Raw genomic sequence first — 19027 nt, 5'->3', positions numbered from 1 at the left:
CCGTCCCGCATTGCTGCGGGCCGCCGCGCGGGAGCGGCACCCGTCCCCGCATAGCTGCGAGCCACCGCCGGGGGGCGGCACCCGTCCCCGCATAGCTGCGGGCAGTCGTGCCGCTGGGGCGGCACGGGTGGGCGCTGGGGGTCCCCCCTGCTCGAAGAGCTTGGGGGAGGCACCCCGCCAGCGCCGGTGAGCGCACCCACCCCCGGCCCGCCGCAGCCGATGGGTGCCTGGAGACGCCGGGTGCGTCAGGGGCGGGGCAGGGGGTCCAGCGCGCGGACTGGGCGGATTTCGCCTACCGGGGCTCCGCCGCCCAGCAAGGGCTCGCCCGCGAACTGGGTGAGCAGGGTCGGGTCCACCCCCGCGCGGGCCAGCGCCGCCGCTGCCACCGGGATACGCGCCCGGTTCGCCCCGTCGGCGATCTTGACCGCGATCGCCCGGCCGTCCGGCAGCGCCGCCACCTGGACGCCCTCGAAGCCGTCCTTGGCCAGCAGTCCCGGCACCGCCCGCATCAGCGCGGCCACGTCGCGGCCCGTGCCGGAGGCCATCTCGGCGTGGTCGCGCATCGCGTCGGCCACGCGGGACTCCGGGGTGCCGGGGGCCGCCGTGGTGATGCGGGCCGCCGCCCGGGCCAGGCCGTGCAGGGAGATGGAGAAGAGGGGGGCGCCGCAGCCGTCCACCGTGACCTGCGCGATCCGCTGCCCGGTGAGGTCCTCGACGATCTCGGCGATGGCCTTCTGGAGGGGGTGGCCGGGATCGAGGTAGTCCTCCAGGGACCAGCCGTTGAGCTTGCAGGTGTACAGCATGGCCGCGTGCTTGCCCGAGCAGTTCTGGGCCAGGCGGGACGGGCCGCGTCCCTCCCGGATCCAGGTGTCCCGTACGGCCGGGTCGAAGGGCAGGTCGGGGACGTTGCGCAGGTCGTCCTCGGTGAGGCCGGCCAGTTCCAGGATGCGCTGGGTGCCCTTGAGGTGGACCTCTTCGCCGGAGTGGCTGGCCGCGGCGAGGGAGAGGAGGTCGCCGTCGAGCGGCAGGCCGGCTCGGACCATGGCCACCGCCTGGAGCGGCTTGACGGCCGAGCGGGGGTAGAACGCCGCCTCGATGTCGCCGAGTTGGAAGGCGGGAGTGCCGTCGGGGTGGAGGACGGCCACCGAGCCGTAGTGGATGCCCTCGATCACGCCGCCGCGTATGAGGTGGGCGACGGGGGCGTGGAGGGGTTCGCGGATCTGGGGTGCGTCCGCCAGGGAACTGCTGTACATCTCTGCCTGGTTGGGTAGGGGGTGGTGACGGCCGGCGCGGGTCACGTGCCGGCCCTGGCGAGGCGGCCGCGGATGGCGTACCAGCCCGCGACGAGGGCGCCGACGATCAGCGGCAGGCACTGCACGGTGGTGCGTCCGGCGCCGCCGTCGGCGTACATGAGGATCAGGACGGAGGCGAGGAAGGCCAACGTCACGAGTTCGGTCCAGGGGGAGCCCGGGAGGCGGTAGCCGGGGCGGGTCAGTTCGCCTTGCTGCGTCTTCTGCCAGAAGCGCAGGTGACAGATCATGATCATGCCCCAGGTGGCGAGGATGCCGATCGCCGCGAAGTTCAGGACGATCTCGAAGGCGTCCTTGGGGACGACGAAGTTCAGGCCGACGCCGAGGACGCAGATGCCGCTGGTGAGCAGGATGCCGCCGTAGGGGACCTGGGTGCGGCTCATCCGCGCGGTGAACTTCGGGGCCGAGCCGCTGACCGCCATGGACCGCAGGATGCGGCCCGTGGAGTACAGGCCCGAGTTGAGCGATGACATGGCCGCGGTGAGGACGACCAGGTTCATCACGCCGCCTGCCGCGGGGACGCCGATGTTGGACAGGACCGTCACGAAGGGGCTCTCGCCCGACGTGTACTTGTTCCACGGCAGGAGCATCGACAGGAGGACGACCGAGCCGACGTAGAACAGGCCCACGCGCCACATGATCGAGTTGATCGCCTTCGGCATGATCTTCTCAGGGTTCTCGGTCTCACCGGCCGCGACGCCGACCAGTTCGACGGAGGCGTAGGCGAAGACGACGCCCTGGATGATCAGCAGCATGGGCAGCAGGCCGTTGGGGAAGACGCCGCCGTTGTCGGTGATCAGGGACGGGCCGGGGGTCGTTCCGTCGACCGGGTGCCGGGTCACCAGGAGGAAGATGCCGATGCACATGAAGGTGACCAGCGCGGCGACCTTGATGATCGCGAACCAGAACTCCAGCTCGCCGAAGATCTTCACCGAGATCAGGTTGACGGTCAGGACGATCGCCAGGGCGATCAATGCGATCAACCATTGGGGGATGTCGGAGAACATGCCCCAGTAGTGGGTGTAGGTGGCCACCGCCGTGATGTCGGCGATGCCGGTCGTCGCCCAGTTGAGGAAGTACATCCAGCCCGCGGTGTACGCGCCCTTCTCGCCCAGGAACTCACGGGCGTAGGACACGAACGCGCCGGAGGAGGGGCGGTAGAGGACGAGTTCGCCCAGGGCGCGTACGACCAGGAAGGCGAAGATTCCGCAGACCGCGTACGCGATGAACAGGGAGGGGCCGGCGTCGGCCAGGCGGCCGCCCGCCCCGAGGAACAGGCCGGTGCCTATCGCTCCGCCGATGGCGATCATGTTGACGTGCCGGGACTTCAGGGACTTGCTGTAGCCCGCGTCTCCGGCGTCGATGTGACGGGTCGAGGGGCGCGTCTCGTCTTTGAGGTGCTGTTCGCTCACGCCTCTGGTCCGCCTTCCATGGGGTGTGTCGTGCGCGCGGGGCGCACGATGTCGGTGAGGGTGGTCTCGACGCGGTCGAGATGGTGGGCCATGGCCTCGATCGCGTCGTGCTCGGAACCGTCGACCAGCGCCTCGACGATCGCCCGGTGCTCGCGGTTGGACTGCTCGCGCCGGCCGCCCAGCTCGTTGAGGAAGGCCGACTGACGCGCCAGTGCGTCGCGGATCTCCTCGATGACCCGGCGGAAGACCGGGTTCTGGGCGGCCTCGGCCACGGCGAGGTGGAAGAGGGTGTCCATCGCGACCCACGCGGTGGTGTCCGTCTCCCGCTCCATGCGGTCCAGCAGATGCGCCAGGTGGTCGAGGTTCTCCGGGGTGCGGCGCACGGCGGCGTATCCGGCGACGGGGATCTCGATGTGCCGGCGCACCTCCAGCAGGTCGCTGGCCGCGTAGTCGCCGAAGGTGGGGTCCTCGACGGCGTTGGCGACGACGAAGGTGCCCTTGCCGGTACGCGAGACCGTCAGGCCCATCGTCTGCAGGGCGCGCAGCGCCTCGCGCAGGACCGGCCGGGAGACCTCCAGGGTGCGGCACAGCTCCGCTTCGCTGGGGAGCTTGTCGCCTATGGCGTACTCGCCGCGTTCGATGGCGGCGCGCAGATGGCTCAGCACCGCTTCCATGGCGCTGATGCGTCGCGGAGGCTGTCCGGCTGTCCGGCTGTCTGACAGGTTCACGGGAGAGATACTCCGTGTGGCCGCGGGGCCGTGTCAAGGCGGATGGAAGGAAAAATTCAGGGGGCGGCAAGCCTGTAAATCGGCTTACCGCCCCCAGCAGGGCACAGGTCAGGCGTCGAGCACACCCGTGCTGAGCAGGCCCATCAGCAGCACGCCGACGACGATGCGGTAGACCACGAAGGCGTTGAAGGAGTGCTTGGCCACGAACTTCAGCAGCCAGGCGATGGAGGCGTAGGCCACGATGAAGGACACGATCGTGCCGACGGCCAGCGGGGCCGCGCCCACGCCGGTGCCGAGGGCGTCCTTCAGCTCGTACAGGCCCGCGCCGGTCAGGGCGGGGATGCCGAGGAAGAAGGACAGGCGGGTGGCGGCCACCCGGTCCAGGTCGAGCATGAGCGCGGTGGACATCGTGGCGCCGGAGCGGGAGAAGCCCGGGAAGAGCAGCGCGAGGATCTGCGAGCAGCCGACCAGCATCGCGTCCTTGAACGAGGTGTCGTCCTCACCGCGCTTGTGCCGGCCCATCTGGTCGGCCGCCCACATCACGCCGCTGCCGACGATCAGCGAGCCGGCCACCACCCACAGGGAGGCCAGCGGGCCCTCGATGAGCGGCTTGGCGGCCAGGCCGACGATCACGATCGGGACGGTGGCGGCGATCACCCACCAGGCGAACTTGTAGTCGTGGTGGTACCGCTGCTCCTTGTCGACCAGGCCGCGCCCCCACGCGGAGACGATCCGGACGATGTCCTTGAAGAAGTAAACGAGCACGGCCGCGATGGCGCCGACCTGGATGACGGCCGAGAACCCCACGACGGCGTCGTCGTCGACGGGAATCCCCATCAGCCCCTCGGTGATCTTGAGATGTCCGGTGGAGGAGACGGGGAGGAACTCGGTCACTCCCTCGACGGCTCCGAGGACGACGGCCTGGCCGACGCTGATGACGCTCATGGGTTCCCGTTCTTGGAGGGCATACGGATACAGTGGGGCGGGACAGTCTTACTACATGAGTGCTGGAGGCCGCGCCTACGGCCACACCGCCTGGGCGAGGGCCACCCCGGCGAACGCCGCGCCGAGGCCTGCGGCCACGCTCCCCAGGACGTTGAGCACCGCGTAGAGACGGCCACCGGTCCCGGTCAGCCGCAGCGTCTCGTAGGAGAAGGTCGAGTACGTCGTCAGCGCCCCGCACAGGCCCGTGCCCAGCAGCAGCCGGAGGTGGGAGCCCGCGGCGCCCGCGGCCGCCGCGCCGGTCAGCACGCCGAGGACGACGCAGCCGACGACGTTGACCGTGAAGGTACCCCAGGGGAAGACCGAGTCGTGCCGGGACTGCACCGTGCGGTCGGTGAGATAGCGCAGGGGTGCGCCGACCATGCCCCCGGCGACGACGAGCAGCCAGTTCACAACGACTTCTTACCCTTCCCGCCCGATTCGCCCGGTTCGGCGTCGCGTCCCACGTACCGGATCACCTCGCAGTCGTCGAGGATCACCAGTCCCTCACCGACCAGCTCGTCCAGCTGCGGCAGGAAGGCGCGCACCCGCTCCTCGGTGTCCACGACGACGATCGCCACCGGCAGGTCCTCGCTCAGCGACAGCAGCCGCGAGGTGTGGATCAGGGAGGACACGCCGAAGCCCTCGACGCCCTTGAAGACGCTGGCCCCGGCGAGCCCGGCCGCGTGGGCGCGGTGCACGATCTCCGCGTACAGGGGCTTGTGGTGCCAGGTGTCCGTCTCGCCGATGAAGACGGTCAGGCGCAGGGCTCGTCCGGTCAGCCTGGTCATGGCTGCCTCCAGGTCAGGACGCGGCGGGTCGCCGTGGCGGCGAGCCACACCGCGAGGAGCGCCGCGAGCGGCGTCGCGGCCAGATAGGTCAGCGCGGTACGCGCGTGGCCGTGGTCGATGAGCTGCTGCGCGTCGACGGCGTAGGTGGAGAAGGTGGTGAAACCGCCCAGAACCCCGGTGCCGAAGAACGGCCGCACCAGCTTGTGCACGGCCAGGGCCTCGGTGATCAGGACCATGAACACGCCCATCACCGCGCAGCCGGTGATGTTGATCAACATGGTCGTCCAGGGGAATCCGGCGCTCTGCGCGGGCCAGGCCAGCCCGGCTCCGTAGCGGGCGGCCGCGCCGCAGCCGCCGCCGAGGGCGACCACCGCGACGACGGGCAGCTGACCGCGCCAGGTGGACCGGCGTCGCGGGGCGGTCGGGAGGCGGAGGCTCTCGGCTTCCGGGGCTGTCATGTCGTACGTCTCCTGCTCACCGTGCAGGTGATCACGGCCGGCACCAGCCTAGCGCCGGGCCGGGCGGCGGCTCACCCGTCGGTGGGCAGGGCGCAGACCGCGACGCCCGGCTCCCACAGGCTGCCGAGGACCAGCCGGCCGGCCGTCGTGCAGGCGCTGGTGACCATGCGGAAGCGGGAGTGGCGCCGGGCGAGGTGGTGGACGACGCGGCCGTCGTCGTCGACGGCCAGGACGCCGATGGTGCCGGTGGGGCGGAAGGGGGCGCGTACGGCCGCGCGGGCGGCGGCCCGGCGTACGGCGGGCGCGGCCCGGTGGAGCACGTCGAGCGGGGGGACGCGGGCGCCGGCGAGCGCGACCCAGACCGGTCCGCCGGGGCCCGACCGCCACAGGTTGTCGGGCATCCCGGGGAGGTTCTCGGCGAAGGGTTCGCTCCGCCCGGCCCGGGGTCCGGTGAGCCAGTAGCGGGTGAGCCGGTACGCGCTCGTCTCGGCCAGGATCAGGAAGGTGCCGTCGGCGCTCAGGGCGAGGCCGTTGGCGAAGCGCAACCCCTCCAGCACGACCTCGGGGGTGGCGGCACCGGGGCCGAGGCGGAGCAGGCGGCCGGTGCGGGTGTCCTCGACGATGTCGCCGATCCAGTTCTGCAGGGGGTGGCGGCGGCTGGAGACGGTGAAGAAGACGCTGCCGTCGGGTGCGGCGACGGCGTTGCTGGCGAACCGCAGGCGCTCCCCCGCCACCTCGTCCACCAGGACCCGTACGGAGCCGGTGCCGAGGTCCGCGCGCAGCAGGCCGCGTTCGGCGTCGCAGATCAGCAGGTCGCCGTCGGGCAGCAGTTCCAGGCCCAGCGGTCGGCCGCCGGTCCGGGTGAGCGTCTCGACGCGGGGCGGGGCTTCCGGCTCGGTCAGGCCGGCCAGGCGCAGGATGCGGCCGTCGGCCACGCCGGTGAGGATCCGGCCGTGCGGGTCGGCGATCACGTCCTCGGGGCCGTGGCCGGGGAGGCGGACGTAGCGCAGTGGGCGCAGTGCCGTGGGGCGGTCCATGCCGGGCGGGTCACCAGCCCTTCTCGAACATGCGGGCCACCTCGGCGATCCGGACCTCGTCCCGCCGGTAGTAGGTGAGGGGTCCGGCCCGGTCGGCCCGCAGCAGTCCGACGCGGGTGAGCAGGGCGAGGTCGGACCGGACGATGCGCAGGGGCAGGCGGAGGCCGGCCGCGATCGCCTCACCGGTGACGCCGCAGTGCGCGGGATCGCCGCCGCGCGGCGCCACGACGGGCGTGGGCCGGTGCTTGAGCCACTGCAGGATGTCCAGACGCCTCTCGCTGACGGGAGCCCTCACCATCGTGTCCCCCTCCGGTGCCTGAGCCGGGCCTTCGTACCGCGTCTTCCCACTGTTGCCCGGCGGCAGCCTTCGCGTACCGGACTTGGCGCGCGTTGTCCGGGATGCGTCGGCCAACGGTTCCGGGCCGGCGGGGAGCTGAGGCAGGCGCGGGGACTGAGGAACGGGCAGCGGCTGAGGCACGGGCGGGGGCCGGCGCCCGGCTGCGGCACGGGCGGGGCCCGGCCACCGTCGCGGTGGCCGGGCCCGGTGCGGTGCGCCGCGCCGGATGAGGTCAGCGGTGGCTGAACCAGGACATCGACGTCAGCGCCCTGTCGTCGTAGCCGAACAGCGCCTGGTTCTCCCAGCCGTTGCCGGAGGAGGCGTCGGCGGGGTCCCAGCCGTTGCCGGTCACCGCGGTCCAGGTCGCCTCCCAGTAGAAGACGCCGAGACCGCGGCCGTTCGGGACGGCCTCCACGATGTTCGCGACGGTGTTCATCCACGCCGTCTGCCCGGCCACGCTCGCCGGGTAGCCGCTCACCAGCTCGCCGGTGGTGTCGATCTGGTTGGTGAGCGCGTCGTCGCTGTCCAGCCGGAAGGGGTAGGCCGTCTCGGCGACGAAGACCGGCTTGCCGTAGCGGGAGGCGGCGTCGTCGAGGGTGGTCTGGAAGTCGGACAGCGGGCCGTGCCAGTAGCCGTAGTAGGACAGGCCGATCGCGTCGAACCTCACGCCGTTGGCCACGGCGTTGTCGAACCACCAGCGGGTGCCGGAGAGGTCGCCGCCCTTGGCCAGGTGCAGGGCGACGAGGGTGGAGGAGTTGACCGCCTTGACCGCGTTGTATCCACTGTTGAGCAGACCGGCCAGCTGGGTCCAGTCGTCGGTGGAACCCTCGCTCCACAGCATGCCGCCATTGATCTCATTGCCCACCTGGACCATGTCCGCTGTGGTGCCCTGGGCCTTCAAGGCGTTCAAGACGTCGTAGGTGTGGTTGTACACATCCGTCTTGAGTTGACCGTAGGAGTGGCCCGCCCAGGCGGCCGGCTTCGTCTGGGCGCCCGGGTCGGCCCAGGTGTCGGAGTAGTGGAAGTCGACCAGCAGCTTCATGCCGGCGGCCTTGACGCGCTTGGCCATGGCGAGCACGCGGGCCTTGTCGTTGTAGCCGTCGGCGGGGTTCACCCAGACCTTCAGGCGCGCGTAGTTCATGCCGGCGTTCTTCAGGATGGTGACCGCGTCGCCGGTGGTGCCGGAAGCGGTCCGGTACACGCCGCCGAACGCTTCGCTCTTGGCGAGGGAGGAGATGTCGGCACCCTTGACGGCCAGTCCGGTGGTCCCCGACGTGAAGGTCAGGTCGTCCACGTTGATCCAGTTGCCGGCGTTCGCGTCACTGTTGATGCTGATCGTGCACTGGTTGCCGGTGACCTTGACCGGCGTGACGATCCTGATCCAGCCCCCGGCGGAGACCGGCAGGTCCGTGCGCTGCTCGGTGCCGCCGCAGTTCTTCAGGGCTATGTAGGCGGCCTTCTGCCCGCCGCTGGAGCGGACCCAGGCGGTGAGCGTGTAGGAGCCGTTGGCCAGGCCCGAGAGGTACTGGTAGGTCTCCACCTTGTAGGCGGAGGACGACCAGTGGCTGAGCCGGTAGCCGCCGCTGTGGCCGCCGGCCTCGGTGTAGCTCGCGCCGGTGTCGCCGTACTCCGACCAGCCGCTGGGCGCGGCGCTGCCGGTGCCGTCGGCCTCGAAACCGCCGTTGGTGAGCGTCGAGGCGGCGTGTGCGCTCTGGGCGGGCAGGGCGGTGAGGGCGAGCCCGGCAACGAGCGGCAGCAGCACGGCCCTGATGGTGCGTCCGGGATGGAACATCGTCGTCCGTCGTCCCTTCGACGTGGAAAGTGGGGCCTTCCACCGGGAGGTGGAGGCGTGCCCCCTCCGCCCGCGGCTTGGCGGCTCACGCGGGCGGAGGGGAGACGGTCAGCCGTCGAGTCGCACGACCCGGACGGCTCCCGCGGGCACGACCAGCCGGCCCGCGGCGCGTTCGCCGGTCAGCAGCTCGGTGCCGGAGGTCTCCAGCGGCACCTTGGCGTCGGCAGCGGTGTGGTTGATCGCGAACAGGTAGGAGCCCTGCTCGCCGGTGCGGTGCACGACCTCGACGTCGCGCGGCAAATCGGCGCGCGGGGCGATGCGCGCGTCCTCGGCGGCCCAGCCGAGCAGCGCGTCCAGCCCCTCGTGGCCGAGGCGGGTGGAGACGTACCAGGCGGTGCCCTCGCCGAGGCGGTGACGGGTGATCGCGGGCCGGCCGGCGGTGGGGCCGTCGGCGTAGGTCCACACCGTCTCGGCGCCGCGCGGCACCAGGAACTCCGTCCATACGTCGCCGCTCAGCTCGGAGCCGTCGGGGCCGCTGACGCGCACCCGCTCGCCCTGCAGCAGCGGCGAGAACTCCTCGACGGTCAGGCCCAGGGCGTCGCGCAGCACACCGGGGTAGGCGCCCTCGTGGACGGCGTCGTGCTCGTCGACGATGCCGGAGAAGTACGACACCACGAGGGTGCCGCCCTGCTCGACGTACGCCTTGAGGTTGTTCCCGGCCGCCTCGGTCATCAGGTAGAGGGCGGGCACGACGACCAGCGGATAGCGCGAGAGGTCGGCCTCCGGGTGGGCGAAGTCGACGGTGAGGTGACGGTCGTAGAGCGCCTCGTAGAAGGCGTCGGCGCGCTCGCGGGCGTCATGGTCCTCGCTGGGCCGCCAGTCGAGGTTCTGCGCCCACCAGGACTGCCAGTCCCACAGCATCGCCACGTCGGCGCGCGTGCGGGTGCCGCGGATCTCCGTCAACGCGTCGAGACCGGCGCCGAGTTCGACGACCTCGCGCCACACGCGTGTGTCGGTGCCGCCGTGCGGCAGCATCGACGAGTGGAACTTCTCGGCGCCGCGCCGGGACTGGCGCCACTGGAAGAACATCGCGCCCTCGGAGCCTCGGGCCACGTGGCCGAGGGAGTTGCGGGCCATCTGCCCGGGCGCCTTGGCGGGGTTGCGGGGCTGCCAGTTGACGCCGGAGGTGGAGTGCTCCAGCAGCAGCCAGGGGGCGCCGCCGGCGACGGAGCGGGTGAGGTCGGCGGCCATGGCGAGGTTGACGTGGGTGCGGCGGCCGTCGGTGATCAGGTAGTGGTCGTTGGTGACGAGGTCCACCTCGCGGCCCCAGGCCCAGTAGTCGACGGAGTCGCACTGGCTGAGGGCGGTCATGAAGTTGGTCGTCACGGGCACGCCGGGTGAGAGGCGGTGCAGGATGTCCCGCTCGGCGCGGAAGTTCTCGCGCATGGTGGCGTCCGCGAAGCGCCGGTAGTCCAGCGCCTGGGCCGGGTTGCCGACGGTGGGCGTGGCGCGCGGCGGGTTGATCTGGTCGAGGGCGGCGTAGCGCTGTCCCCAGAAGGCCGTGCCCCAGGCCTCGTTGACGGCGTCGACGCTTCCGTAGGTGTCGTGCAGCCAGCGACGGAAGTGGGCGGCGCAGTTCTCGCAGTAGCAGGCGGAGACGGGGACGCCGTACTCGTTGTGCACGTGCCACATCGCGAGCGCCGGGTGGTCGCCGTAGCGCTCGGCGAGCCGGGTGGTGATGTTCGCGGCGGCCGCACGGTAGTGGGGATTGCTGTGGCAGATGGCGCCGCGGGAGCCGAACTCCAGGCGTACGCCGTCGGCGGTGACCGGCAGGGCCTCGGGGTGGGCGCGGTAGAACCAGACGGGCGGCACCACGGTGGGGGTGCCGAGGTCGACGCGGATGCCGGCCTCGTGCAGCAGGTCGATGACGCGGTCGAGCCAGCCGAAGTCGTACTCCCCCGGAGCCGGTTCCAGCAGGGCCCAGGAGAAGATGCCGACGCTCACCATGGTGACGCCGGCCTCCCGCATCAGCCGGACGTCCTCCTGCCAGACGGATTCCGGCCACTGCTCGGGGTTGTAGTCCCCTCCAAAGGCGAGCCTGGTGAGGCCCCTGGGGGTCGTGTCCGGCATGGGTTCTCCCGTTGGTTCGATCATTTGGGAACGTGCACACACATCGGCGGCGGTGTGAGCCCAACATAACCGCACAGCAACAACCATTGACAAGTGTCCGGGATGTTTCTCTACTGTGAACGCTCACAGAAGCATGGCAGGTCTCCGCAGCGAGCGTGAGACCCAGGTCAGGGGAGAGATCCATGCCGTACACGAAGCGCCGTCGCCTCGTGACTTCCGCCGTCGCCGTCGCGCTCGGCGCCACCGCCCTCGCCGCCTGCGGCTCGTCCGACGACCAGGGCGACGCACAGTCCGGTCCCGTCTCGCTGACGTACTGGACGTGGACGCCCGGTATGGACAAGGTCGTGGACCTGTGGAACAAGGGCCCGGGCAAGAAGGAGCAGATCACCGTCACGGTGAAGAAGCAGGCGTCCGGCGACACGCTGGTCACCAAGATCCTCACCGCGCACAAGGCCGGCAAGGGCCCGGACCTGGTGCAGGCGGAGTACCAGGCGCTGCCGACGCTGGTCAGCAATGACGCGCTCGCGGACATCGCCAAGAGCGTGGGCGACGTCAAGGGCAAGTTCGCCGACGGCGTCTGGCAGCAGACCACGCTGGGCACCGACGCGGTCTACGCGATACCCCAGGACATCGGGCCGATGATGTTCTACTACCGCGCGGACCTGTTCAAGAGTTACGGCCTGACCGTGCCCACCACCTGGGAAGAGTTCGCCCAGACGGCCCGCGCGCTGAAGAAGAAGGCCCCCGACAAGGCCCTGACCACCTTCTCCGCCAACGACTCCGGTCTCTTCGCGGGCCTGGCCCAGCAGGCCGGCGCGAAGTGGTGGACGACCTCCGGCGACAAGTGGAAGGTCGGCATCGACGACGCGGCGACGCAGAAGGTCGCCACGTTCTGGGGCGGCCTGGTCAAGGAGGGCGCCATCGACAACCAGCCGATGTACACCCCCGCCTGGAACAAGGCGCTGGACACCGGCAAGCAGATCGCGTGGGTCAGCGCGGTGTGGGCGCCCGGCACGCTGACCACGGCCGCGCCGGACACCAAGGGCAAGTGGGCCATGGCCCCGCTCCCCCAGTGGTCCAAGAGCGAGAACCGCACCGGCAGCTGGGGCGGCTCCTCCACCGCCGTCACCACGGACTCCCCGCACAAGGACGCCGCCGCCAAGTTCGCCGCCTGGCTGAACACCGACGCCCAGGCGCTCAACGCGCTCGCCAAGGAGAGCGGCATCTACCCGGCCTCCACCTCGGCGCAGCTCAGCGGCGCCTTCCAGAGCCCGCCGGAGTTCTTCTCCCACCAGGTCGACTTCTACACCAAGGCCGCCGACATCGCCGAGACCACCGCGCCGTCCGCCTGGGGCCCGAACGTCAACGTCGCCTACACGTCCTTCAAGGACGCCTTCGGCGCCGCCGCCAAGAACAAGTCGGACTTCGGGGCCGCGCTGAAGAAGATGCAGGCCGACACCGTGGCCGACATGAAGAAGCAGGGCTTCGAGGTCGCTCAGTGACGACCACCGCACGCACGAGGCCGTACGGGGCCAGATCGGCCCCGTACGCCTTCCTCTTCCCCGCGATGATCCTGTTCGTCCTGTTCTTCGCGCTGCCCATCGGCTACGCGGTCTGGCTCAGCTTCCGCAAGGTGCACGTCTCCGGGCTGGGCCTCGGGGCGAACGCCCGCAGCGAGGTCTGGGCCGGCCTGGAGAACTACACCGACGCGCTGACCGACAGCGAGCTGGTGCACGGCGCGCTGCGCGTGCTGGGCTACGGCTGCATCGTGGTCCCGGTCATGCTCGGACTCGCCCTGCTGTTCGCGCTGATGCTCGACTCCGACAAGGTCCGCCTCGCCCCCTTCACCCGGCTCGCGATCTTCCTGCCGTACGCCGTCCCCGGCGTGGTGGCGGCGCTGCTGTGGGGCTTTCTGTACCTGCCGGACGTCAGCCCCTTCTCCTACCTGCTGCAGAAGCTGGACCTGCCGCAGCCGAACCTGCTGGACGGCGGTCCGCTCTACCTCGCCCTGTCCAACATCGCGGTCTGGGGCGGCACCGGCTTCAACATGATCGTCATCTACACCTCGCTGCAGGCCATCCCGGCCGAGGTGTACGAGGCGGCGAAGCTGGACGGCGCGACCCCGCTGCAGATCGCGCTGCGTATCAAGATCCCGATGGTCGCGCCCTCGCTGGTGCTGACCTTCTTCTTCTCGATCATCGCGACACTCCAGGTATTCAACGAGCCGACGACGCTGAAGCCGCTCACCAACTCCGTGTCCACGACGTGGAGTCCGCTGATGAAGGTCCACCGGGACGCCTTCGGCACCGGTGACGTCTACGCGGCCGCCGCCGAAGCCGTGCTCATCGCGATCGCCACGCTGGTGCTGTCGTTCGGCTTCCTGCGGGCCACCAACCGCCGCACCAAGCAGGAGGCCACCCGATGAGTTCCCTCGCCCTCCGCAAGGCCGCGCCCGCCGCCGGCACGACGCCGGGGACCGCCCAGGGGCCTCCCCCTGCCTCCGGCGGGGGGAGGCCCATGCGCCGCCGGATCGCCCTGGTCCCCACGGTGACCCTGCTGCTGGGCGCGCTGTACTGCCTGCTGCCGGTGGCGTGGGTGGTGGTCGCGGCGACCAAGTCGGGCAAGGAGCTGTTCTCCACGTTCACCTTCCTGCCGGGCAGCGGTTTCACCGCCAACCTGCACGATCTGAACGCCTACCGCGACGGCGTCTACTGGGAATGGATGGGCAACTCCGCGCTGTACGCGGGCCTCGGCGCGCTGCTGTCGACGGTGGTGTCCGCGTTCAGCGGCTACGCGCTGGCCACCTACCGCTTCCAGGGCCGCGAGACGGTGTTCAACGTGCTGCTCGCGGGTGTGCTGATGCCGCCGGTGATCCTCGCCGTGCCGCAGTACCTGCTGCTGGCAAAGGCGGACCTGACGGACTCCTATCTGTCCGTGCTGCTGCCGCAGATCCTCTCGCCGTACGGCGTCTACCTCTCGCGGATCTACGCGGCCGCCGCCGTGCCCGCGGACGTCGTGGAGGCCGGCCGGATGGACGGGGCGAGCGAGTGGCGCATCTTCACCCGGATCGCGCTGCCGATGATGGTGCCCGGCCTGGTGACGGTGTTCCTGTTCCAGTTCGTCGCGGTGTGGAACAACTTCCTGCTGCCGTTCATCATGCTCAGCGACGACGAGAAGTTCCCGATCACGCTCGGCCTGTACACGCTGCTGGAGCAGGGCTCCAACCAGCCCGCGCTCTACACGCTGGTGATCACGGGTGCGTTCCTCGCGGTGCTGCCGCTGGTCGCCCTGTTCCTGGTCATCCAGCGGTTCTGGAGTCTGGACCTGCTCTCCGGGGCCGTAAAGTCATGACCATGAGTGCATCGGGGGGCCGGCGCAAGCCACCGACGATCCATGACGTGGCGCGTGAGGCGGGGGTCTCGCGCGGCACCGTCTCGCGCGTGCTCAACGGCGGGCACTACGTCAGCCCCGCCGCGCAGGAGGCCGTCAACGCGGCCATCCGCAAGACCGGTTACGTGGTGAACCGGCACGCGCGTTCGCTGATCACCGGGCGGTCGGACTCGGTCGGCTTCCTCCTCACCGAGCCGCAGGAGCGGTTCTTCGAGGACCCCAACTTCAACGTCCTGCTGCGCGGCTGCACCCAGGCGCTGGCCGCGCACGACGTCCCGCTGCTGCTGATGCTGGCGGGCAACGAGGACGAACGGCGGCGCATCACGCGGTACATCACCGCGGGCCATGTCGACGGGGTGCTGCTGGTCTCCAGCCACTCCGGCGATCCGGTGGCCCAGGAGCTGCGCGAGGCGGGCGTGCCGCTCGTGGCGTGCGGCAAGCCGATCGGGCTGGGCTCGAAGGTGAGCTACGTGGCCGCCGACGACCGGGACGGTGCCCGGGACATGGTGCGCCATCTGCTCTCCCTCGGTCGGCGCCGGATCGGCACGGTCACCGGCCCGCTGGACACCCCGGGCGGTGTCGAACGCCTCGCCGGCTACAAGGAGGTGCTCACCGAGGCGGGTATCACGGTCGACGAGCGGCTGATCGCCTCCGGCGACTACAGCCGGGCCAGCGGCGAGGAGGCCGCCGAGCGGCTGCTCCAGCGGGCGCCCGACCTGGACGCGGTGTTCGTGGCGTCCGACCTGATGGCGCAGGGTGTGCTCACCGCCCTGCACCGGGCCGGGCGCCGGGTCCCCGAGGACGTCGCGGTGGGCGGCTTCGACGACTCCCCCGCCGCCCTGTCCGCCAGCCCGGAGCTGACGACCATACGGCAGCCCTGGGACCGGATCAGCGCCGAGATGGTCCGGGTGCTGCTCGCCCAGATCGGCGGCGAGGACCCGGCGGCGGTGATCCTGCCGACGGAACTGGTCAAGCGGGCCTCCACGTGAGCCACTGACCCGGCGGAGTGACACCGGTCAGGATCCGAGAAGCCGGGGTGGGCCCCGCCGTCCTAGCGTGGGGACACCGACGGACAACCCGTCGGGAGCCGTCCCTTCGAGGAGTGAGTGCCATGACCGCCGGTGTGCAGACGATCATCTACCCCGTCAAGGACAAGGACCGGGCCAAGGCCGTGTTCGCGGCCCTGCTCGGCGTCGAGCCGTATGTCGACCAGCCGTACTACGTCGGTTTCAAGGCCGAGGGGCAGGACGTGGGTCTGGACCCGAACGGGCACGCCCAGGGCCTGACCGGGCCGGTGCCGTTCTGGCACGTGAGCGATCTGCGGGAGCGGCTCGCGGCTCTGCTCCAGGCGGGCGCCGAGGTGGTCCAGGACGTCCGGGACGTCGGCAACGGCCGGCTGATCGCCTCGGTCAAGGACGCCGACGGCAACATGGTGGGACTGCTCCAGGACCCGGTGTCCTGAGACCGCCGGTCCGCCGGCACGGTCCGCTTGCACGCGCACTAGTTGCATAGGCAATGAATGGCCGGATCGGTGCTAACGTGCGGGTATGGCAGCGAAGACGGCCGAGGCGCGGCTCGAAGAGCGGTGGCGGGACATCCTGTCCGTGCACGCCCGCACGATGTGCGAGATCGACCGGGCCCTGCACCCGCACGGCCTGGGCGCGAGCGACTTCGAGGTGCTCGACATCCTGGCCGCCGCCTCGCCCTGCCCGGGGGAGCAGTGCCGGGTGCAGAACCTGGTCGGGCAGGTGCATCTCAGCCAGAGCGCCCTGTCCCGCCTCATCGGCCGCCTGGAGAAGGACGGCCTGGTGGAGCGCTCGGTGTGCGCCGAGGACCGGCGCGGGGTGTGGGTCGCCCTGACCGACCAGGGCCGCGAGCTGCACGCGCGGGTGCGCCCGCTCCAGCGTGAGGTGCTGGAGCGGATGCTCGGGGAACGGCCGGAGTAGACCCGGGGCGGCCTCGAACGGCAGGGCCTACGGCCGCGCCAGCAGGGTCCGTACGCCTTCCGAGGTGAGGGTCAGCGGGTGCGACGAGCCGGCGTCGATGGTCAGGGACAGGTCGTCGGCCGGCCACTGGGCGGCCAGCGCGCCGAGCGGCACCAGCCGGTAGCGCGAGATGTAGGGCAGCAGGTCCGCCATCGCCGGCTCCGAGGTGAAGACCGGCACCACCGGGGTCCCGCCCGGCTGCTCCAGCACCGGCAGGGCCACGGCGGAGGGGTCGGTGGCGTCCTCCTCGCCGACGTCGTCGGGCACCGGCACGAGCACGTCGCTGTGGGCCAGCGTGTCCAGTGCCGCTGTGTCCTCGGTGTCGCGCGCGAGCGCGTCCAGTGCCTGCTGGGCGGGCGTGGCGGCGTTGTCGTTCGCGGGTGTGTCCATGGTGTCTTCCCTGGTCGCAGCGGTGGTACGGGCCGTCGCGGGTGACAGCTCCCAGGCCCGGTCGGGCGACGCGTACCCGACCCGGAGGGGATCATTCCCCTGGTCGGTGACCGATCGCGCGCGGCCGGTCGGGAGCGGGCGGCTCGCGCAGCAGCTCCCCGACGGTGGTGACGCGGACCAGCGGCCGGTACAGGTCCAGCAGGTGCAGCGCCCTGGCGTGCGCGTCGTCGTCGGCGCCCGCGCAGGCGTCCGCCGCGACCAGCACCTCCACCCCGGCGTCGGCGGCTGCCAGCGCGGTGGACAGCACACAGCAGTCGGTGCTGACCCCGGCCAGGACGAGCCGCCCCGCCGGGCCGGCCAGCTCGGCGAGCCGCGGCGTCCACTTGCCGAAGGTGGTGGCGTCCACGACGTGCCGGGCCACGGAGGCGAACTCGTCCGTCAGCCGCCACAGCGGCGCGTGTGGCGGCTGCAGCGCGAACGGCCACCGCGCGTAGTAGTCCCGCCAGGCGCCGGCCGGCTCGTCCGGGGCCAGGAAGCGGGTGAAGACGACACGGTCACCGAAGGCCGGCAGCAGCCGCCGTACCCCTGCCGCCGCCTCGGCGAAACGCGGGGCGGCCCAGGGGCTGTCCGGCTCGGCGAACACCCGCTGCATGTCGATGACGGCCAGCAGCCCGCTCACCTCGCTCATACGGCGACCTCCTCGGCCGACGGCCGCGCGGCCTCCTGGGCGCGCACCCGGCGCCGGCCGGTGGCGAGGGTGCCGAGGAAGGCGAACGCGAGGGCCGCGAGGACGCCGAGGTTGGCGTACGCCCAGGCGCCGGAGCGCCCGCCGAGACCGAGCGGTCCGAGAAGATAACCCTGCCAGCCGAGCCAGTCGGCGCTGGTGTTGGTGACCAGGCCCCAGCCGAGCGCGGTCGCGGACAAGGTGAGCAGCAACGGCAGCGGCGGTACGTCGCCGTAGCGGCCCCGCGGCCGGTACAGGTCCCGCTCGTCGTAGTCGCGGCGGCGCAGCAGCAGGTCGGCGAGGACGATGCCGCACCATGCGGCGACGGGGACGCCGAGGGTGGTCAAAAAGCCCATGAACGGCCCGAGGAAGTCGTCGGCGAAGAACACGATGTAGACCGAGCCCGCGAGCATCAGCACGCCGTCGACGAGCGCGGCGAGCGGGCGCGGCAGGCGAAGGCCCGCCGCGAGCAGGGCGAGCCCCGAGGAGTAGATGTCGAGCACGGCTCCGCCCACCAGGCCGAGGACGGCGACGACGGCGAAGGGCACCAGGAACCAGGTGGGCAGCAGGGTGGTCAGCGCGCCGATCGGGTCGGCGGCGACGGCCTCGCTCAGCTTGCCGGAGGAGCCGGCCAGCAGCAGTCCGAAGACCAGCAGGAGCAGCGGGGCCAGCGAGGCGCCGAACGTCGTCCAGCCGATCACCGCGCGGCCCGAGGAGCGGCGCGGCAGGTAGCGGGAGTAGTCGGCGGCGGCGTTGACCCAGCCCAGGCCGAAGCCGGTCATCATGAACACCAGCGCGCCGATGAACTCCTGCGCGGAGCCGGCCGGGACGGCCGTGACGGCGCCGAAGTGGACGTGGTCGGCGACCAGGACGACGTAGACCACCGTGAGCACGCCCGTGACCACGGTGATCACACTCTGCAGCCGCATGATCAGGTCGAAGCCCATGACGCCGCCGGCCACGGTCAGCGCGCCCACCAGGACGAGCGCCACGACCTCGGTGCCGGTGCCGCCGCCCCGGCCGAGGCGGTCGAAGACGGTGGCGGTGGCCATGCTCGCCAGGGAGACCAGGACGGTCTCCCAGCCGACGGTGAGCAGCCAGGAGACGACGGCGGGCAGGCGGTTGCCGCGCCCCCCGTAGGCGGCCCGGCTGAGCACCATCGTGGGCGCGGAGCCGCGTTTGCCGGCCACCGCGACGAAGCCGCACAGCAGGAACGAGAAGACGATGCCGACGGCCCCCGCGGCGAGCGCCTGCCAGAAGGAGATCCCGAAGCCGAGCGCGAAGGCGCCGTAGCTCAGTCCGAGGATGGACACGTTCGCCCCGAACCAGGGCCAGAACAGCTGCCGGGGGACGCCCTTGCGCTCGGCGTCGCCGATCACGTCGAGGCCGTGCGTCTCGACCCGCAGGGGCCGGTCCCCGGCGGGCCGGGGTATGTCGAGGGGCTCCGTCATCGTCGGCCTGCCTGTTCGAAGGTGTGAGTACCGCCGCACGGGTGGTTACCCGACACACTCACCCCCTCAACCCCGGGAAGCGGCGGTCATGAAACCCACGACGAGCGCACG

Annotated in this window: 20 protein-coding genes; 6 read left to right on the top strand and 14 right to left on the bottom strand. The window is 71.3% G+C overall.

The features are described 5' to 3' along the window. Window positions 1-245: 245 nt before the first annotated feature. From C3489_RS31885 to C3489_RS31835, 11 genes are all read right to left on the bottom strand, one after another. Window positions 246-1253: an asparaginase gene (locus tag C3489_RS31885; RefSeq protein WP_103785594.1), complete on the bottom strand. Its 1008-nt coding sequence runs from the start codon at window positions 1251-1253 to the stop codon at window positions 246-248. A gap of 41 nt (window positions 1254-1294) precedes the next feature. Then, window positions 1295-2722 carry an amino acid permease gene (locus C3489_RS31880; RefSeq protein WP_103785593.1) on the bottom strand — a complete coding sequence of 476 codons (1428 nt, stop codon included), beginning with the start codon at window positions 2720-2722 and terminating at the stop codon, window positions 1295-1297. After that, window positions 2719-3396, bottom strand: a complete 678-nt coding sequence (locus C3489_RS31875) for a FadR/GntR family transcriptional regulator (protein ID WP_103785592.1) — start codon at window positions 3394-3396, stop codon at window positions 2719-2721. The genes C3489_RS31880 and C3489_RS31875 overlap by 4 nt, the downstream gene beginning before the upstream one ends. A 162-nt stretch (window positions 3397-3558) precedes the next feature. Further along, on the bottom strand, window positions 3559-4395 hold the full coding sequence (locus C3489_RS31870; RefSeq protein WP_103785591.1) for an undecaprenyl-diphosphate phosphatase: 837 nt from the start codon (window positions 4393-4395) through the stop codon (window positions 3559-3561). 75 nt (window positions 4396-4470) lie between these two features. Next, window positions 4471-4845 (bottom strand): fluoride efflux transporter CrcB, encoded by a 375-nt coding sequence (gene crcB, locus C3489_RS31865; protein ID WP_103785590.1) that lies wholly within the window; start codon window positions 4843-4845, stop codon window positions 4471-4473. Continuing rightward, on the bottom strand, window positions 4842-5222 hold the full coding sequence (locus C3489_RS31860; RefSeq protein ID WP_103785589.1) for a DUF190 domain-containing protein: 381 nt from the start codon (window positions 5220-5222) through the stop codon (window positions 4842-4844). The genes crcB (C3489_RS31865) and C3489_RS31860 overlap by 4 nt, the downstream gene beginning before the upstream one ends. Then, window positions 5219-5680, bottom strand: coding sequence for a fluoride efflux transporter CrcB (crcB, locus tag C3489_RS31855; protein WP_103785588.1), 462 nt, complete (start codon window positions 5678-5680; stop codon window positions 5219-5221). The genes C3489_RS31860 and crcB (C3489_RS31855) overlap by 4 nt, the downstream gene beginning before the upstream one ends. 71 nt (window positions 5681-5751) lie before the next feature. Then, complete coding sequence (locus C3489_RS31850; RefSeq protein WP_103785587.1) at window positions 5752-6717, bottom strand: SMP-30/gluconolactonase/LRE family protein; 966 nt, start codon at window positions 6715-6717, stop codon at window positions 5752-5754. 10 nt (window positions 6718-6727) lie between these two features. Continuing rightward, window positions 6728-7015 (bottom strand): ArsR family transcriptional regulator, encoded by a 288-nt coding sequence (locus C3489_RS31845; RefSeq protein WP_103785586.1) that lies wholly within the window; start codon window positions 7013-7015, stop codon window positions 6728-6730. A 271-nt stretch (window positions 7016-7286) separates the two neighbouring features. Then, on the bottom strand, window positions 7287-8846 hold the full coding sequence (locus tag C3489_RS31840) for a glycosyl hydrolase 53 family protein (RefSeq protein WP_103785585.1): 1560 nt from the start codon (window positions 8844-8846) through the stop codon (window positions 7287-7289). A gap of 108 nt (window positions 8847-8954) precedes the next feature. Then, window positions 8955-10976 carry a beta-galactosidase gene (locus tag C3489_RS31835; protein ID WP_103785584.1) on the bottom strand — a complete coding sequence of 674 codons (2022 nt, stop codon included), beginning with the start codon at window positions 10974-10976 and terminating at the stop codon, window positions 8955-8957. Between the two features lie 182 nt (window positions 10977-11158). On the opposite strand from C3489_RS31835, the gene C3489_RS31830 reads away from it, so the two are divergent. From C3489_RS31830 to C3489_RS31805, 6 genes are all read left to right on the top strand, one after another. Then, a complete protein-coding gene (locus C3489_RS31830) occupies window positions 11159-12478 on the top strand; it encodes an extracellular solute-binding protein (protein WP_103785583.1) in 1320 nt (439 codons plus the stop codon). Continuing rightward, window positions 12475-13401, top strand: coding sequence for a carbohydrate ABC transporter permease (locus tag C3489_RS31825; RefSeq protein WP_103785582.1), 927 nt, complete (start codon window positions 12475-12477; stop codon window positions 13399-13401). The genes C3489_RS31830 and C3489_RS31825 overlap by 4 nt, the downstream gene beginning before the upstream one ends. Continuing rightward, window positions 13398-14327, top strand: coding sequence for a carbohydrate ABC transporter permease (locus C3489_RS31820; RefSeq protein ID WP_103785581.1), 930 nt, complete (start codon window positions 13398-13400; stop codon window positions 14325-14327). Before C3489_RS31825 ends, C3489_RS31820 begins: the two co-directional genes overlap by 4 nt. After that, window positions 14324-15355 carry a LacI family DNA-binding transcriptional regulator gene (locus C3489_RS31815; protein WP_103785580.1) on the top strand — a complete coding sequence of 344 codons (1032 nt, stop codon included), beginning with the start codon at window positions 14324-14326 and terminating at the stop codon, window positions 15353-15355. The genes C3489_RS31820 and C3489_RS31815 overlap by 4 nt, the downstream gene beginning before the upstream one ends. Before the next feature lie 122 nt (window positions 15356-15477). Further along, window positions 15478-15828, top strand: coding sequence for a VOC family protein (locus C3489_RS31810; protein WP_103785579.1), 351 nt, complete (start codon window positions 15478-15480; stop codon window positions 15826-15828). Window positions 15829-15913: 85 nt separating this feature from the next. Next, a complete protein-coding gene (locus C3489_RS31805) occupies window positions 15914-16312 on the top strand; it encodes a MarR family winged helix-turn-helix transcriptional regulator (protein ID WP_103785578.1) in 399 nt (132 codons plus the stop codon). A gap of 27 nt (window positions 16313-16339) precedes the next feature. Here C3489_RS31805 and C3489_RS31800 read toward each other — a convergent pair whose 3' ends face one another. The 3 genes from C3489_RS31800 to C3489_RS31790 form a co-directional block, all read right to left on the bottom strand. Beyond that, the gene (locus C3489_RS31800; RefSeq protein WP_103785577.1) at window positions 16340-16741 is read right to left on the bottom strand and encodes an SseB family protein; all 402 of its coding nucleotides are present in this window, start codon (window positions 16739-16741) and stop codon (window positions 16340-16342) included. A gap of 91 nt (window positions 16742-16832) precedes the next feature. After that, window positions 16833-17429 (bottom strand): cysteine hydrolase family protein, encoded by a 597-nt coding sequence (locus C3489_RS31795; RefSeq protein ID WP_103785576.1) that lies wholly within the window; start codon window positions 17427-17429, stop codon window positions 16833-16835. Further along, complete coding sequence (locus tag C3489_RS31790) at window positions 17426-18916, bottom strand: cytosine permease (RefSeq protein WP_103785575.1); 1491 nt, start codon at window positions 18914-18916, stop codon at window positions 17426-17428. The genes C3489_RS31795 and C3489_RS31790 overlap by 4 nt, the downstream gene beginning before the upstream one ends. Window positions 18917-19027: the final 111 nt, after the last annotated feature.

It is taken from the genome of Streptomyces sp. Ru71 (genome assembly GCF_002920535.1).
GTDB lineage: Bacteria > Actinomycetota > Actinomycetes > Streptomycetales > Streptomycetaceae > Streptomyces.
This window is presented reverse-complemented; position numbering and strand designations above follow the sequence as displayed.